13 protein-coding genes are annotated in these 15,103 nt (G+C 63.5%); 5 read left to right on the top strand and 8 right to left on the bottom strand.

Translation table 11 applies throughout. From position 1 onward, the window contains the following. Positions 1-17 precede the first annotated feature (17 nt). Both recG and KTR60_RS11875 read right to left on the bottom strand, forming a co-directional pair. Complete coding sequence (gene recG, locus KTR60_RS11880) at positions 18-2,279, bottom strand: ATP-dependent DNA helicase RecG (protein ID WP_003942757.1); 2,262 nt, start codon at positions 2,277-2,279, stop codon at positions 18-20. A 73-nt stretch (positions 2,280-2,352) separates the two neighbouring features. Further along, the gene (locus KTR60_RS11875) at positions 2,353-4,062 is read right to left on the bottom strand and encodes a DAK2 domain-containing protein (protein WP_003942755.1); all 1,710 of its coding nucleotides are present in this window, start codon (positions 4,060-4,062) and stop codon (positions 2,353-2,355) included. A 333-nt stretch (positions 4,063-4,395) separates the two neighbouring features. On the opposite strand from KTR60_RS11875, the gene rpmB reads away from it, so the two are divergent. Together rpmB and KTR60_RS11865 are read left to right on the top strand one after the other, a co-directional pair. Then, positions 4,396-4,587: a 50S ribosomal protein L28 gene (rpmB, locus tag KTR60_RS11870; RefSeq protein WP_003942669.1), complete on the top strand. Its 192-nt coding sequence runs from the start codon at positions 4,396-4,398 to the stop codon at positions 4,585-4,587. A gap of 145 nt (positions 4,588-4,732) precedes the next feature. Continuing rightward, on the top strand, positions 4,733-5,527 hold the full coding sequence (locus KTR60_RS11865) for an enoyl-CoA hydratase-related protein (protein WP_228402168.1): 795 nt from the start codon (positions 4,733-4,735) through the stop codon (positions 5,525-5,527). Positions 5,528-5,593: 66 nt separating this feature from the next. Here KTR60_RS11865 and KTR60_RS11860 read toward each other — a convergent pair whose 3' ends face one another. The 3 genes from KTR60_RS11860 to KTR60_RS11850 are packed head-to-tail and all read right to left on the bottom strand — an operon-like array spanning position 5,594 to position 7,740. Then, a complete protein-coding gene (locus KTR60_RS11860) occupies positions 5,594-6,265 on the bottom strand; it encodes a uracil-DNA glycosylase (protein WP_020907272.1) in 672 nt (223 codons plus the stop codon). Then, complete coding sequence (locus KTR60_RS11855) at positions 6,265-6,786, bottom strand: gamma carbonic anhydrase family protein (RefSeq protein WP_007729328.1); 522 nt, start codon at positions 6,784-6,786, stop codon at positions 6,265-6,267. The genes KTR60_RS11860 and KTR60_RS11855 overlap by 1 nt, the downstream gene beginning before the upstream one ends. A 9-nt stretch (positions 6,787-6,795) precedes the next feature. Continuing rightward, positions 6,796-7,740, bottom strand: coding sequence for a thiamine-phosphate kinase (locus tag KTR60_RS11850; protein ID WP_030535423.1), 945 nt, complete (start codon positions 7,738-7,740; stop codon positions 6,796-6,798). Positions 7,741-7,904: 164 nt separating this feature from the next. On the opposite strand from KTR60_RS11850, the gene KTR60_RS11845 reads away from it, so the two are divergent. After that, positions 7,905-8,597 carry a DUF3515 domain-containing protein gene (locus tag KTR60_RS11845; RefSeq protein ID WP_007729332.1) on the top strand — a complete coding sequence of 231 codons (693 nt, stop codon included), beginning with the start codon at positions 7,905-7,907 and terminating at the stop codon, positions 8,595-8,597. On the opposite strand, the gene KTR60_RS11840 is transcribed toward KTR60_RS11845, so the two are convergent. The 3 genes from KTR60_RS11840 to KTR60_RS11830 form a co-directional block, all read right to left on the bottom strand. Next, a complete protein-coding gene (locus KTR60_RS11840) occupies positions 8,598-9,704 on the bottom strand; it encodes a D-alanine--D-alanine ligase family protein (protein WP_042450837.1) in 1,107 nt (368 codons plus the stop codon). 71 nt (positions 9,705-9,775) lie between these two features. Then, on the bottom strand, positions 9,776-10,927 hold the full coding sequence (locus KTR60_RS11835) for a cystathionine gamma-lyase (RefSeq protein ID WP_042925741.1): 1,152 nt from the start codon (positions 10,925-10,927) through the stop codon (positions 9,776-9,778). Continuing rightward, the gene (locus KTR60_RS11830; protein ID WP_030535420.1) at positions 10,924-11,922 is read right to left on the bottom strand and encodes an NAD(P)H-dependent glycerol-3-phosphate dehydrogenase; all 999 of its coding nucleotides are present in this window, start codon (positions 11,920-11,922) and stop codon (positions 10,924-10,926) included. The genes KTR60_RS11835 and KTR60_RS11830 overlap by 4 nt, the downstream gene beginning before the upstream one ends. Before the next feature lie 126 nt (positions 11,923-12,048). Here KTR60_RS11830 and cofC point away from each other — a divergent pair, with 126 nt between their 5' ends. Both cofC and KTR60_RS11820 read left to right on the top strand, forming a co-directional pair. After that, positions 12,049-12,798, top strand: coding sequence for a 2-phospho-L-lactate guanylyltransferase (cofC, locus tag KTR60_RS11825; protein WP_080552786.1), 750 nt, complete (start codon positions 12,049-12,051; stop codon positions 12,796-12,798). 180 nt (positions 12,799-12,978) lie between these two features. Then, positions 12,979-15,093 (top strand): RNA degradosome polyphosphate kinase, encoded by a 2,115-nt coding sequence (locus tag KTR60_RS11820; protein WP_235867855.1) that lies wholly within the window; start codon positions 12,979-12,981, stop codon positions 15,091-15,093. The last annotated feature ends 10 nt before the right edge of the window (positions 15,094-15,103 follow it).

The raw sequence follows: 15,103 nt of genomic DNA, 5'->3' as shown, positions 1-15,103 counted from the left end.
GCTTGTCGTCATACCCTTCACGACTTCTCGAGGTACTCGATCCGGTCGGAGTCCAGGGCAGCGGTCACCATGGAAGCGAGGGCGGGATGACCGTCGAGCGACGGATCGGAGTCGACGATTCCCTGAGCGAACTCCCTGGCGGACTCGAGGATGTCTCCATGGGCCATGAGGGAAAGCAGCCGCAGATTCGAGGTTGTGCCCGACTGCGCCGCACCGAGGATGTCTCCTTCACGTCTGGTCGCGAGGTCGAGTTGAGCCAGTTCGAACCCGTCGTTGGTCGCTGCCACCGCCGAGAGCCGCTCGTACGCCGGTCCCCCGGGATTGCTTCCGGTGACGAGGATGCACAGTCCCTGGTGTTTCCCTCGACCGACGCGGCCACGCAACTGATGGAGCTGACTGACGCCGAACCGCTCGGCGTCGACGATCACCATCACCGTCGCGTTCGGAACGTCGACACCGACTTCGACAACGGTCGTACAGACGAGGACGTCGATGTCACCGACGTTGAACGCGCTCATCACCACGTCCTTTTCGTCGGAAGGCAGTCGACCGTGCAGCAACCCGACTCGCAGATCGGCCAGCGGACCACTCGACAGCTCTTCGAAGACGTCGACCGCCGACTTGGTCTCGGGCTGCTTCTCCTCGGTGAACTGATCTTCGCCTGCACCCTGCTCGCCGTCACCGATCCGCGAGCACACGACATACGCCTGACGGCCGTCGGCGACGTCCTCACGGATTCGTTCCCATGCGCGATCGACCCACTGCGGCTTCTGCTTCGCGGGCACGACACTGCTCTTGATCGGGGTTCGCCCACGTGGAAGCTCTCGCAGGGTCGAGACCTCGAGGTCGCCGAGCACGGTCATGGCGATGGTTCGCGGAATCGGCGTTGCCGTCATCACCAGCAGATGCGGACTCAGTCCTTCACGGGCACGTGATCGCAACTGATCACGTTGCTCGACGCCGAAGCGGTGTTGCTCGTCGACGACAACCATGCCGAGGTTGAAGAACTCGACGTTGTCCTGAATGAGCGCATGGGTACCGATGACGATCCCGGCGTCGCCGGTCACGGCTTCGAGCAGAGCTGCGCGCTTCGCAGCGACTGGCAGCGAGCCGGTAAGAAGGGCGATACGGGTGGAATGTTCGGCAGAACCGAGTTCACCACCTGCAGCCAGCGAGCCCATCATCTTGCGCAGTGATCGCGCGTGCTGATTTGCCAGGACCTCGGTGGGTGCGAGCAACGCGCACTGATAACCCGCATCGACGACCTGCAGCATCGCGCGCAGAGCCACGATCGTCTTGCCTGACCCGACCTCGCCCTGAAGAAGGCGGCTCATCGGGTGTGGGCGGGCAAGGTCGGTGGAGATCTCCTCCGCGACTGCTTGCTGTCCCTCCGTCAGAGTGAACGGGAGCATCTCCTCGAACTGGTCCGCGATCCCGCCGGCGACCGGAGCGCAGGCCGGAGCCACACGCTCGGAATTGTCGTGACGACGCATCGCGAGGACCAACTGCAGAGACAGCGCCTCGTCGAAACGCAGACGATCCTGTGCTCGTTCGATGTCTTCCTTGGTATCTGGCAGGTGAACGGTGCGCAGCGCCTCGTCCAAACCGATGAATCCGTGCTCGGCCCGAGTCTCGGCGGGCAACGGCTCCTCGATCGGATCGAGTTGGTCGAGCACTTGCCGCACGCACCGCATGATGGTCCAGCTCTCGACCTCGCGGGTCGCCGGGTACAGCGGGATCAACGCGCGGTCGAAGACGGACAGATCGAGTTCGGCGCCGGGATCCTGATTTGCGCGAGCCAGGCCCGCAAGGTCACCGGCTCCCTTGATGGATGCAAGCGGAACTACCGAATCCTCTTCGCCGACACGAGGTTCCGGGAGAATCAGGTAGCTCGGATGAGTGAGAGACCACTTGCCGCGGAAGTACTTCACCGTCCCGGAGAACATCGCCCGAACGCCGGGCTTGATGACGTGCCGCACCTTCTGCGGGTTGAAGAACGTGACGTCGACGGTCTGCGAATCAGTCGCCAGCGATACTCGCAACATCTGCCCCGGACGGTTCTTCATCTTCACGACGGCGGCCGACGCCACCCGCGCGATGATGGTGATGTGCTCACCCTCGGGCGGCTCCTTCTCGGCGAGTTCCTTGCCTGCCGACGCGTACCGGTGTGGGTAGTGACGCAGCAGGTCCTCGACGGTGCGGATCTCGAATGCCTCGTCGAGCGCGTCCGCGGTCTTCTTTCCCAGCAGCCGATCGAGTGGGTCGGCGAGCGTCGCCATCAGTTCCTCCAGCACAGTGTCGCGGTAAGCACATGTGTTCGTATATCAGCAGTCACCGACAGACCAGGTTCGATCACTCCACACCCAACTGGAACAGGTCACCCGGCTGATCACCCTGATAGACGAGCACGTCGACGCCCGGGTGGTGCGCGACGACGTGCGCCTCGAGCTGCCCGGCCAGGTCGTCCGGCGCGTCGGCGCCCATGAGTAGGGTCACGAGTTCGCCGCCGGATCCGAGCGCGAGGTCGACCAGTCGCGCACTCGACTCCGCGACGTCGGGACCGATGAGCACCACCTCGTGCCCCATCAGACCGATCGCGTCACCCGGATCACATGTCCCGACGTAGGTCAGCGAACGCTCGACCGCGATCCGCAACGATCCCCAGCGCGTGGCGGCCGCCGCCTCGGACATCGTGAAGCCGTCGTCGGCGACGTTGCGCTGAGGGTCGTGAACGGCAAGTGCTGCCAAGCCCTGGACCATCGACGACGTCGACAGCAGCAGAACCTGGTGAAGCGGATCGCGTGCAGCGGCACTGACTGCGACGAGTTCCTGCGCGGTCAAAGCTCCGTTCGGAAGCACCAGAACTTCGCTGCGTTCCATCTGACGAATGCGGCCGAGCAGTTGTGCGCGTGTCACCGGCGCATCGTCGCACCGAAGAACCGTCGCACCCTCACTCTCGAACAACGCCGCCGCGCTGTCACCGGCAACGACGGCCAGTACGCCGCGCGCGCCGGCCCCGGGGAATCGCCTCTCCGCCCGTGCCACCAACTGGTCGCGTTCGTCGACGAGAAAACTGCTGATGCGAATACCGTGCACCTTCCCGGCCTCGAGGCCGGCTTCCACGGCTGCACCGGCATCGCAGCAATGCACGTGCACCGACCAGCCGCCGAAACCGTCGCTGACGATGACCGTCGAATCTCCGAGGACGGACAGCCGCGTGCGCAGCGCCGTCATGCGATCGTCGTCGGAGTCGTCGACGAGGTACATGACCTCGAAATCCTGTTCCGAGTGATCACCACATTCGATCGGGCTCTTGTGAGCCCAATCGTGATCGAATGCGCTGACGTCGACAACTGCGCTCGACCTCGGGTCCGGCGTCCCCAGATCTTCGCGAACCTGCGGCTTCCCGGTCAGCACCTCGACAAAGGCGTCGAGGATCAGAACCAGACCGAATCCCCCGGCATCGACCACCCCGGCGGACGCGAGAACGTCCAGTTGCTCCGGCGTCTTGTTCAGTGCGACCGCAGCGGCATCGGCAGCGGCGGCAACCACGGATGCAAGATCCTCGCCGCTCGGTGTCCTGGTGTCGACGCACTCCTGCGCTGCTTCTCCCGATGCACGCAATACCGTGACGATGGTGCCTTCCACCAGATCGGAGACAGCCCGAGAGGCCAGCGTCGTCGCCGTGGTCAGCGAGTTCGCGAAGCTACGGCCGTCGATGTGCTCACCTTGAACGCTCTCGGCGATGCCCCGGATCACCTGGGAGAGGATCACTCCGGAATTACCGCGAGCACCGGACACGGCGCCCCGAGCCAGAGCGTTGGCGACGCGGCCCGCACTGCGGACGTCGTCCTCGATCGTCTCGGCGGAATCGAGTGCAGCCCGCATCGTGAACAGCAGATTGGTGCCGGTATCCGAATCAGGGATGGGAAAGACGTTGAGGCTGTTGATCTCACCGCGACGTTTCTGGAGGCTGTCGACCGCCCGGCGGGCCCAGCGCCGCAGCAGATGTCCGTCCGCGACGGATTCCGCTTCCTCGGCGACGCGTTGCACTTCCCCCACTGACGGTTCCCCTCGACGATGGAAAGACTGACGATGAAAAAGAGATCGGTGATCGGTGCAGTCGAGGGTAGTCCGACGCTTCTGCGCAACCGTCATTACCGGGCGGTTTGGCCATTCGGGCCGGAAGCGGTTACTCTTACACGGTTGCCTCGAACGGGCTACACGAAATAATGCTGCACTTTGTTTGTTGCTGATTGACTGTTTTCACGTTCGACTGCACAGTGAGCGGTCAAGGATCGGTTCGAAGTCGAGTATATTCGGATTGTAATTCTGGCTGCCCTACCGTGTAGGGTAACCACTTCAATATTCATTTCTAACAAGGAGTTCGCGACTATGGCTGCCGTCTGCGACGTATGCGCCAAGGGGCCCGGCTTCGGTAAGTCGGTCTCGCACTCGCACCGGCGTACCAATCGTCGCTGGAACCCGAACATTCAGTCTGTTCGTACCGAGGTTGCCCCGGGTAACACCCGTAAGGTCAACGTGTGCACCTCCTGCCTGAAGGCAGGCAAGGTCGCTCGGGGCTGATTGCCCGAGCACAAACTATTGCAGGCTCTGCCCCCGTCACTTCGGTGACGGGGGCAGAGCTGTATCTATGTGGCTGTATCTATGTGGCTGTATCTATGTGTCCCCGTGTTTCGTATGGCTGTCGGACACCCGTAATGTGCGTTGAGTGACTTCCATCGATGACCTGAGCAAAGTGACCCTCGACGAGGGCGTACTCCGCATCACCATTTCCACCGCCGCCAACGGCACCTCCCTCGACGACGAAGGACTGGTTCAGGGCGCGCAGGCGCTCGAGACAGTCGGAAACGACATCGGGAGCATCCTTCTGGTCGGCGAAGGCGCAAACTTCTGTGCCGGCGGCAACGTCCGTGCGTTCGCCGCAGCCCCTGACCGCGGCGAGTACGTCGCCGAGGTTGCCCGCGTCTTCCACGTGTTCGTTCGCGCGCTCGACGCTGCGACCGCTCCAGTGGTGGCCGGGGTCCACGGATGGGCTGCCGGCGCCGGAATGAGCCTGGTCTGCCTCGCCGACGTCGCAATCGGCGGCACCGGCACCAAGCTTCGCCCCGCGTACCCCTCCATCGGTTTCACCCCGGACGGCGGAATGTCGTGGACGCTTCCACGCATCGTCGGCGTGGCACGCGCTCGCGAGATTCTTCTCAACGATTCGGTGATCGGTGGCGACGAAGCCGTCCGCCTGGGGATCCTCACCCGACTCGTCGGTGACGACGAGGTCCAAGAAGAGGCAGCTCGCCTCGCCCGCGCTCTGGCCAACGGACCGAGTACGTCGTACTCGGGAATCAAAGCACTGCTGCGTTCGTCGCGGACGAACTCGCTCGCCGAGCAACTCGACGCCGAAGCCGCGTCCATCGCCATCGCAGCGAACAGCCCGATCGGACGCGAGGGCGTCAACGCGTTCGTCGACAAGCGTCGGCCCGATTTCACTTCCGCAAAGCAGGCCTAGTCAGCTGGCATGCCGAATGTCGTGTCACGACGTTCGGCATGCCGGGTGAGTGCAGACGTTGATCGATCAGCCCAGATTCCAGTCCACCGGGTCAGCTCCGAGTCCGGTCAAGAGTTCGTTCGCACGACTGAACGGGCGCGAACCGAAGAACCCGCGCGAAGCCGAAAGCGGTGACGGGTGCGCTGATTCGATGATCGGTGTGTCGCCCAGCATCGGCGCGAGAGTGGCCGCGTCACGACCCCACAAGATCGCCACCATCGGTGACGACCGCGCCACCAAAGCGCGGATAGCCTGCTCGGTCACCGGCTCCCAGCCCTTCTTACGATGAGAAGCGGCTTGACCCGGCTGCACAGTGAGTACGCGATTGAGAAGCAGCACACCTTGTTTCGACCACGGCGTCAGATCGCCGTTCGGCGGTATCGGCAACCCGAGATCCTGGTGATACTCCTTGTAGATATTACCGAGACTTCGCGGAACCGGCCGCACGTCCGGGGCAACCGAAAAGCTCAACCCGACAGCATGACCGGGCGTCGGATAGGGGTCTTGACCGACGATGAGCACCCGAACGTCGTCGAACGGATTCGTGAATGCACGCAAGACGTTCTCTCCCGCAGGCAGATACTCCCGTCCCGCAGCGATCTCTTCGCGCAAGAACTTACCCATCGCGGAGATCTGCTCCGAGACCGGTTCGAGTGCCCGCGCCCACCCTGGATCGACGATCTCTGCAAGCGGCGCCATCAGTCGAGCCTGCGCAACGCGTCGCGGTAGTACGCCGCATTGGCTGCGTACATCTTGACGTTTCCGTCGAGGTGGCCGAGCGGAACTTCGTATCCCGCACGGACCTTGGCGGGCACACCGAGTGCCATGCTGCGCGGGGGAACCTGCATCTTGTTGGCCACCACCGCACCAGCGGCGACGATCGACCCCGTCCCGATCACCGTTCCGTTGAGAACAACTGACCCCGACGCGATCAGGCAATGGTCCTCGATGGTCGATCCCTCGATGTGCGCGTTGTGGCCCACGACGCAACCGGAACCGATGACAGTCGCGTCGATGGCGGTGCAATGGATGACGGTTCCGTCCTGGATGTTCGATCCGATTCCCACCGAAATGGTTCCGTAGTCACCACGCAATACCGCTTGCGGCCAGATCGAGGTACCCGCTGCGAGAGTCACGGCGCCGATCACCACCGCGTCCGGGTGGACGTATGCGTCCGGATGAATGTCCGGAACTCTGTCTCCAAGTGCGTATACAGCCATGAAAGCAACCTATACCGCGGTGGTACCGGTGGTCGAAAAGCTGTGCCAGCCCCCGCCGCTCTCGCGAAGCGAACCGTCGACGCTCACGCCCGAACCGGCGGCAACCTCACCGATCACGATCCAACCCGACGGAATCTCGACCTCAGGCCCGAAAGTTGCTGCGAATCCGTGATCTTCACCACCGGAGAGGATCCAGTCCAGCGGATCGACGTCGAGCGCCTCGGCCGCCGATGCGACATCGGGTGAGGTCGGAACCGCAGCCGAGAAGATGTCGAACCGCGCGTGCGAGGCCTCTGCGAGATGTCGAAGATCCGCGATCAATCCGTCGGACACGTCCGTCATGGAATGTGCTGATTCTGCGGCGTCCCATGCCGATTGATACGGAGGATTCGGAACGCGATGGGAGGCAAGCAAATCTGGAAAGTTTGCGGGCTTGTCGAGCAGTACGGCTTCGTCGAGCAGTAGTGCCAACCCTGCTGCCGAGCAACCGAACAACCCGGCGACCGCGATCTTGTCACCGATCTTTGCTCCCGAACGCAGAACTGCCGCACGGCCACCGAGATCGCCGAGCACGGTCACCGACACCACGATCACCGGTGACTGGACCAGGTCACCGCCGACCACACCGGCACCCAGATCGGTTGCCGCGTCCCAGATTCCCGCGGAGATTGCGTCGACCACGTCGACGGGTGTCGAAGGCGGGCACCCCAGAGACACCGTGAAGGCCGTCGGCCGCGCTCCCATCGAGACCACATCAGCAGCGTTCTGTGCCACTGCCTTCCGGCCGATGTCGCGTGGTGAAGACCAATCCATTCGGAAATGTCGACCTTCGACCAACATGTCGGACGAGACAACCACACGGCCGTCTCCGGAAGTCACGATGGCGGCATCGTCACCCGGCCCCAATTCAGTGGTGACCGGTTGGATTCGGCCGAGAAGAGATCGCGCGATCACGTCGAACTCCCCCACCTGCTCGACAGTGGGCTCCGACCCGAACTCCGATGATGCAGTGAACTCCGATGATGCGATGAGTCTCTCCAATGCCGACGCAATTCGCTCGTAAGCGGCCTGCGGTACCTTCTAGCTGTGGTCGTGAATGCTTCTGCAAGCTCACGCGTGTGTCGGCAATCCTACCGATTCACCGACATGCTCTCAGAAGTGACAAGACCGCTGATCGACTGGACCAGGACCCGAGCGAAGAACTGAGCATGGCAGAAAACACCTCCACCGCAGACAACGCCGACATCGACCCCGACGGCGACGACGATCCGTCAGAGCGCCGCAGTCCGGCGCTGATCGCCACCGCCATCGCACTCCCGGTAGCCCTGATCGTCGGAGTAGTGATCGCGGCCGTCGTCGCGGGAAACAACGCTGAACTCTCGCCGGTTGCATTGGGACCCGTGCCGGCACCGGCAGCGGAGTCGCCGGCCTGCGTTTCCCTTCTCGGCGCGCTCCCCGACAAGATCGACGACTTCACGAAAGCCGAATTGGTAGAACCTGCTCCGGCCGGTGCGGCAGCGTGGCAGCGCAGCGAAGGAGAGCCGATCGTCTTGCGCTGCGGACTCGACCGTCCGTCCGAGTTCGACCAGGCTGCAGCACTACAGGTCGTGAACGGTGTCCAGTGGTTCCAGGTCTCGGGAACCGACATCGGTTTGGCGGCGAGCACTTGGTTTGCCGTAGACCGCGGTGAATACATCGGTATCACGATCCCCGACGGGACCGGTCCGACGCCGATTCAGGAAATCTCCGACACCATCACGGCGACTCTCGAACAGAAGCCTCTCGACCCGGCGCCGGTCGCGGTTCCCTGATCAGCGAAGGCCGGTGCCGCGAGCGACGGCGGTGTCGACCAGAGTCGAAATCAAAGTGCGGTAATCGATTCCGGTGGCGTTCCACATCTTCGGGTACATCGAGATGGAAGTGAACCCGGGCATCGTGTTGATCTCGTTGATCACCGGGCCGTCAGCCGTGACGAAGAAATCGACCCGCGAGAGTCCCTGGCAATCGAGTGCCTTGAACGCGCGGACAGCAAGCTCCCTGATCTGGTCGCTCACCGACTCGTCGAGTTTCGCGGGGATGTCGAATTCACAGACGTCGTCGAGGTACTTGGTATCGAAGTCGTAGAACGCGTCCGAATCGGCGTCGGAATCCGGCATCCGGATCTCGGCGACCACACTCGCCTTGACGTCGCCGTTCGGGAATTCGAGGACGCCGCATTCCACCTCGCGGCCGATGATCGCGCCTTCGACGATCACCTTGGGATCATGCAGGCGTGCATGAGCGATCGCCCCGTCCAGACCGTCCCAATTGCTCACCCGAGTGATGCCGATGGACGAGCCTCCACGAGCGGGCTTGACGAAAACCGGAAGGCCCAATTCCGCCTTCTGCTCTTCGGTCAGCGTTGCGGTTCCCGGTCGAAGCACGACCTGCACTCCGACGGGAAGTCCTTCAGCAGCAAGAAGCTTCTTCGTGAACTCTTTGTCCATGCCGGCGGCGCTGGCCAGAACTCCGGGTCCGACGTACGGAACCCCGGCAAGTTCGAGCAGACCCTGAATCGTGCCGTCTTCGCCGTAAGCCCCATGAAGAACGGGGAACACGACGTCGACCGACGCGAGCACAGCACCGGCGTCGGAGCCGTCGAAGGAGATTACCTCGCCCTCGCGGGTGGGGTCCGCGCTGAGGACCACCGACGTTCCGTCTTTGTCGACCGACGGCAGCGCGCGCCCGCTGATCGCGAGGGAACTGGGGTCGCTCGAACCGAGCACCCAGGAACCGTCGACGGTGATGCCGATCGGTACGACGTCGTACCGATCGGGGTCGAGGTTGCTCAGGACGCTTCCGGCGGAAACACAGGACACTGAATGCTCATTGCTCCGGCCACCGAAGATCACGGCCACGCGGGTACGACTGCTGTTCACGCGTCAAACCGTACCGCCGAATCGACTGCGGCACGCGATCGGGCCGGACCGATTTCGTCGACCCGGCCCGTTTACGCGTCGAGTGCGCGCTCGATGTCGGCCAGGAGATCGGCGGTGTCCTCGATGCCACAAGCGATTCGGACAAACCCCGCACTGACCGGATCGCCCCAGCGCGCACGGCGATCCGCCGTCGTGTGGATCCCGCCGAAGCTGGTAGCAGCCGTGACGAGAGCGCTCGCTTCGACGAACGAGTGGAATGCCTGAGCCGAATCCAACTCGACGCTCACCAATCCACCGAATCGATTCATCTGACCGGATGCCGTTGCATAGGACGGGTCACCGCGAAGGCCGGGGTAACGAACGGACCGGACTGCTTTGTGATCCACCAACATCTCGGCAAGCGCCAGCGCGTTGTCGCACTGACGCCCGAATCGCAGGCCTGCCGTGCCGAGACTCCGGTGCGCAAGCCACGTCTCGAAGGGGCCGAGCACCGTTCCCGAGAGAAGTCGCTCACGCTCGATTTGCCGACTCACCGCCGTATCGGAGGTGGCGACGTAACCCATCAGGAGGTCACTGTGCCCGCTGAGAGCCTTGGTACCGCTGGCCACCACGACGTCGGCACCCAATTCGAGCGGGCGCTGACCCAGCGGTGTCGCGGTCGTGTTGTCGACGATCAGCAGCGCACCCGAACGGTGGCACACGTCGGCGAGCACGCGAAGGTCGACCACGTCCAGCACCGGGTTGGACGGCGTCTCGGCGACGACGACCACGCGGCCCGGTGACGCGTCGAGCAGATCTACGAAGCTCGCGTCGCCCATCTGCAGAGTCGAAACCTCGCGAACGGTGATTCCCAACGGCGCGAGGCGCTCGTTCGCGTACAACCGCACTTGGTAATACCCGTCCGAGGGCACGACGACGGTATCCCCCGCGACGAGGACGCTGCGCAAGGTAGCGGTGATCGCGGACATCCCCGATCCCATGACGAGGGCGTGGTCCGCTCTCTCGAGCGCCGCGAGCGCGGATTCGAGTCCGCGCCAACCCGGGTTCGATGCACGTGCATAGGTATCGGACTCGGAACCTTCGTCCGCCGAAAGTTGGTACGGCGCAGCGAATATCGGGCCCAGTTGCATGGGCTGACCCGCGGCGTGTTCGCGCGCGACGGCGCTCACGCTGCGCGTCGAATCCCCGTAATCCTCGAAGCGACCCACACCGATTTCACTCATTCCGGCTTCGTCCGGCGTCCGAGCAACTGACCGATCGCATCGCTGACGGCCATGCCTTCGTGGCACACCCGGTGGACCGCGTCGGTCAACGGCATCTCCACGTCGTATCCGGCAGCGAGTGCGCGTACCGACGTGCACGACTTCACGCCCTCGGCGACCTGACCGTTGGTTGCCTTCTGTGCCGACTCCATCGACCCGCCTCGTCCGAGCCGCTCTCCGAACGTCCGGTTTCGCGACAACTCGGACGTGCAGGTCGCTACCAGGTCACCGACGCCCGCCAAGCCTGCAAGAGTCGACGCCTTGGCGCCGAGCGCAACGCCGAGACGAATCGTCTCGGCGAGCCCACGGGTGATGATGCTGGCAACCGTGTTGTCGCCGAATCCACTGCCGGCGGCCATGCCGCAGGCCAGCGCGATCACGTTCTTACACGCACCACCGATCTCGCATCCGATGACGTCGGAGTTGGTGTACGGCCTGAAATAGCCGGTAGCACAAGCATCCTGGAGAGCGAGGGCACGCGAGGAATCCGAACAGGCGATCACCGTCGCCGCGGGCTGCCCGCCGGCGATCTCGTGTGCAAGGTTCGGGCCCGAGAGCACCGCGACGCGCCCCGGTTCCACGCCGGTCACCGACACGATGACCTGGCTCATGCGCATGAGCGTCCCGGTCTCGATTCCCTTGGCCAGACTCAGCAGAGTCGCATCGGGTCCGATCGAGCCTTTCCACTGCTCCAGGTTTGCTCGTAGCGACTGCGAGGGAACCGCCAGCACGATGAAGTCAGCACCTGCCATCGCCTCCTCGTGGTGGTGGGTCGCGCGAATCGACGAAGGCAAAGCAATGCCCGGCAGATAGTCGCTGTTCTCGTGCGTGGTGTCGATGCGCTTCGCGACCTCTTCACGCCTGGCCCACATCGTCACGTCGGTTCCGGCCTCGGCCATCACCTTCGCCAACGCCGTTCCCCACGAACCTGCGCCCAATACAGCTGCCTTACTCACACGCTCACCCCGTCTACCCGGCGAAGCGGGTCGCCGCCAGAAAAATCGTCTGCACAGAGTATCGCCTGTGGTGCACTGCGGTGGGCAGCCGCGGACACCGAGCGTGATGACTGGCAAGATCGAGGGATGGACAGCGCGGAACCCCCGTACCCACACGCCGTGGAGACACCGCATGCGCGCACGGAGATCGAACGCCCCATGCATGCGATAGTGGCCGTCAAGTCCTTGAGATCGGCCAAGTCCCGCCTCGCGGGCGAACTCGACTCGGACGCGCGTGCAGACCTCGTGTTGGCCATGCTTCACGACACCCTCGCCACAGTTGCAGCCGTCTCGGCCATCGACAGCGTCACAGTGGTCACCCCAGACCCCACCGTTGCCGCCCTTGCATATTCCGTCGGCGTGACGGTCTACGCCGATCCAGCTCCCGACGGCGCCCGAACCAACGGCGCAACACCGCGCACGGAGGAAACCCTCAACGCGGCGTTGAGTGCAGCGGCCGCCGATATCCGAGCCAAGCGCGGAGTGGTCGACCTCGTTGTGCTGCAAGCCGACTTGCCCGCCATGCAACCGAGCGAACTGACGGAGGCCGTGGCCGCGGCCCGAAGCGGCGGACGTTCAGTCGTCGTCGATCACCACGGCACCGGCACTTCCGCATTGTTTGCGTGCGGCGAAAGCGCGCTCGACCCTCGGTTCGGGCCGGAATCCGCACTTGGACATGCCAATTCAGGTGCTCGTCCACTCAACGGCCAATGGCCGGGACTGCGCACCGACGTCGACACCCATGCCGATCTCGGCACTGTGCGAGCACTGGGAGTAGGCCCCGCGACATCGGCTTCGTTGACCAGACTCAAGGCCACGCCGTCGAACAGTCGATGAATTTTCTTTCATCGATTGTCGGACCGCGCGATTGTGGGGGATGATCGACGAGTGAGCAATGGCGAAGCACTCGAAAACCGTATTTCCGAAGACCAGTCGGACGGAGACCACAGCTCCGGCCGGCACGAGAACGGCGCGGCCACCTCGCCGCGATCTCAGGCCGTCGCGGTCGCCACCAACATCCCGGGCGCTCCCCCTGCAGCTACCAAGGCAGAGCTACCCGAATTGCTCGTCGGACTTCCCGAGGATCGTTACCTCAACCGCGAACTCAGCTGGCTCGATTTCAATGCCCGTGTTCTCGCATTGGCTGCCGACGAGTCACTGCCGTTGCTCGAACGCGCAAAGTTCCTCGCCATCTTCGCTTCCAATCTCGACGAATTTTTCATGGTCCGGGTCGCCGGACTCAAGCGCCGCGACGAGACGGGACTGTCGGTCAGGTCCGCCGACGGCCTCTCCCCACGCGAACAATTGGCGCTCATCGCGCGTCGCACCCAGGAACTCGCTGACAAGCACGCACACGTGTTTCTCGACTCGGTCCGCCCTGCCCTGGCGGCAGAAGGCATTTCAATTGTTCGATGGGCCGACCTCAGTGCCGACGATCACGGCCGGCTCTCGGCGCATTTCCACGAGCAGGTCTTCCCGGTACTGACGCCGTTGGCAGTCGATCACGCTCACCCGTTCCCCTACATCAGCGGACTGAGCCTCAACCTCGCCGTGACGGTGAAGGACTCCGTCACCCGCGGCGAACACTTCGCTCGCGTCAAGGTTCCCGACAACGTCGGCCGGTTCGTGCGAGTCAAGAGCACGACATCTTCGTCCACCATCGATTCTTTCCTCCCGATGGAAGAACTGATTTCGGCTCATCTGGACGTGCTGTTCCCCGGAATGGAAATCGTCGAACATCACGCTTTCCGAATCACACGCAACGCCGATTTCGAGGTCGAAGAAGATCGGGACGAGGATCTGCTGCAGGCACTCGAACGTGAATTGGCGCGTCGTCGTTTCGGTTCACCCGTTCGCCTCGAAGTTGCCGACGACATGACCGAGCACATGCTCGAACTGCTTCTGCGTGAACTCGACGTCGATCCGGCCGACGTGATCGAGGTTTCCGGTCTCCTCGACTTGTCCTGCCTCTGGCAGGTTTACGCCGTCGACCGCCCCGCTCTCAAAGACGCTCCGTTCGTCCCGGCGACGCATCCGGCGTTCGGTGAACGCGAGACTCCGAAGAGCGTGTTCTCGACCCTGCGCGAAGGCGACGTGCTCGTCCACCACCCATACGACTCGTTTTCCACAAGCGTTCAACGCTTCATCGAACAGGCCGCCGCCGACCCGCAGGTGCTCGCGATCAAGCAGACCCTGTACCGCACTTCCGGCGACTCCCCCATCGTCAACGCACTGATCGACGCCGCCGAAGCGGGCAAGCAGGTTGTCGCGCTGGTGGAGATCAAGGCCCGCTTCGACGAGCAGGCCAACATCAAGTGGGCTCGCAAACTCGAGCAGGCCGGCGTTCACGTCGTCTACGGTCTCGTCGGTCTCAAGACTCACTGCAAGACGTGCCTCGTCGTCAGGCGAGAGGGCTCGACCATTCGTCGTTACTGCCACATCGGCACGGGCAACTACAATCCGAAGACCGCGCGCATGTACGAGGACGTCGGATTGCTCACCGCAGCACCGGAGATCGGTGCAGACCTCACCGACCTCTTCAACTCGCTGACCGGATACTCCCGAAAGACGAGCTACCGCAACCTTCTCGTAGCGCCGTATGGGGTTCGCCGCGGGATCATCGAGCGGATCGACAACGAGATCGCGCACAAGCTCGCAGGCCGCGATGCCGGTATCCGCTTGAAGGCCAACGCATTGGTCGACGAGCAGGTCATCGACGCGTTGTACCGCGCGTCCAAGGCCGGTATCCCCGTCGAGATCGTGGTTCGCGGAATCTGCGCGCTCAAGCCGGGCGTTCCCGGCCTCAGCGAAAACATCGAAGTACGTTCCATTCTCGGACGCTTCCTCGAACACTCGCGAATGTTCCATTTCCGCTCGGCCGACGAATTCTGGATCGGCAGCGCAGACATGATGCACCGCAACCTCGATCGCCGCGTCGAGGTCATGGTGCAGGTCAAGGACCCGAAACTGTCGAAGCAACTCGGTGACATCTTCGACTCCGCGCTCGATCCCCGAACTCGCTGCTGGGTACTGCATCCGGACGGGAGTTGGGTCGCTGCCCCCGAACGCGGTGAGGACGTACGTGAGCATCAACAGTCGTTGATGCGCAGCCGCACCGCCAGCGGGTCTTGACGGGCTCGGA

Source organism: Rhodococcus sp. C1 (assembly GCF_020809065.1).
GTDB lineage: Bacteria > Actinomycetota > Actinomycetes > Mycobacteriales > Mycobacteriaceae > Rhodococcus_F > Rhodococcus_F qingshengii.
Note: the sequence above shows the minus strand (reverse complement) of the source record. Positions and strands in the feature narration are given on the sequence as shown.

Coding starts and splice junctions, on each gene's coding strand:
- cofC (WP_080552786.1), top strand. CDS start 12,049: ATGGACAGCGCGGAACCCCCGTACCCACACGCCGTGGAGACACCGCAT.
- KTR60_RS11835 (WP_042925741.1), bottom strand. CDS start 10,927: ATGAGTGAAATCGGTGTGGGTCGCTTCGAGGATTACGGGGATTCGACG.
- KTR60_RS11855 (WP_007729328.1), bottom strand. CDS start 6,786: ATGGCTGTATACGCACTTGGAGACAGAGTTCCGGACATTCATCCGGAC.
- recG (WP_003942757.1), bottom strand. CDS start 2,279: ATGGCGACGCTCGCCGACCCACTCGATCGGCTGCTGGGAAAGAAGACC.
- rpmB (WP_003942669.1), top strand. CDS start 4,396: ATGGCTGCCGTCTGCGACGTATGCGCCAAGGGGCCCGGCTTCGGTAAG.
- KTR60_RS11860 (WP_020907272.1), bottom strand. CDS start 6,265: ATGGCGCCGCTTGCAGAGATCGTCGATCCAGGGTGGGCGCGGGCACTC.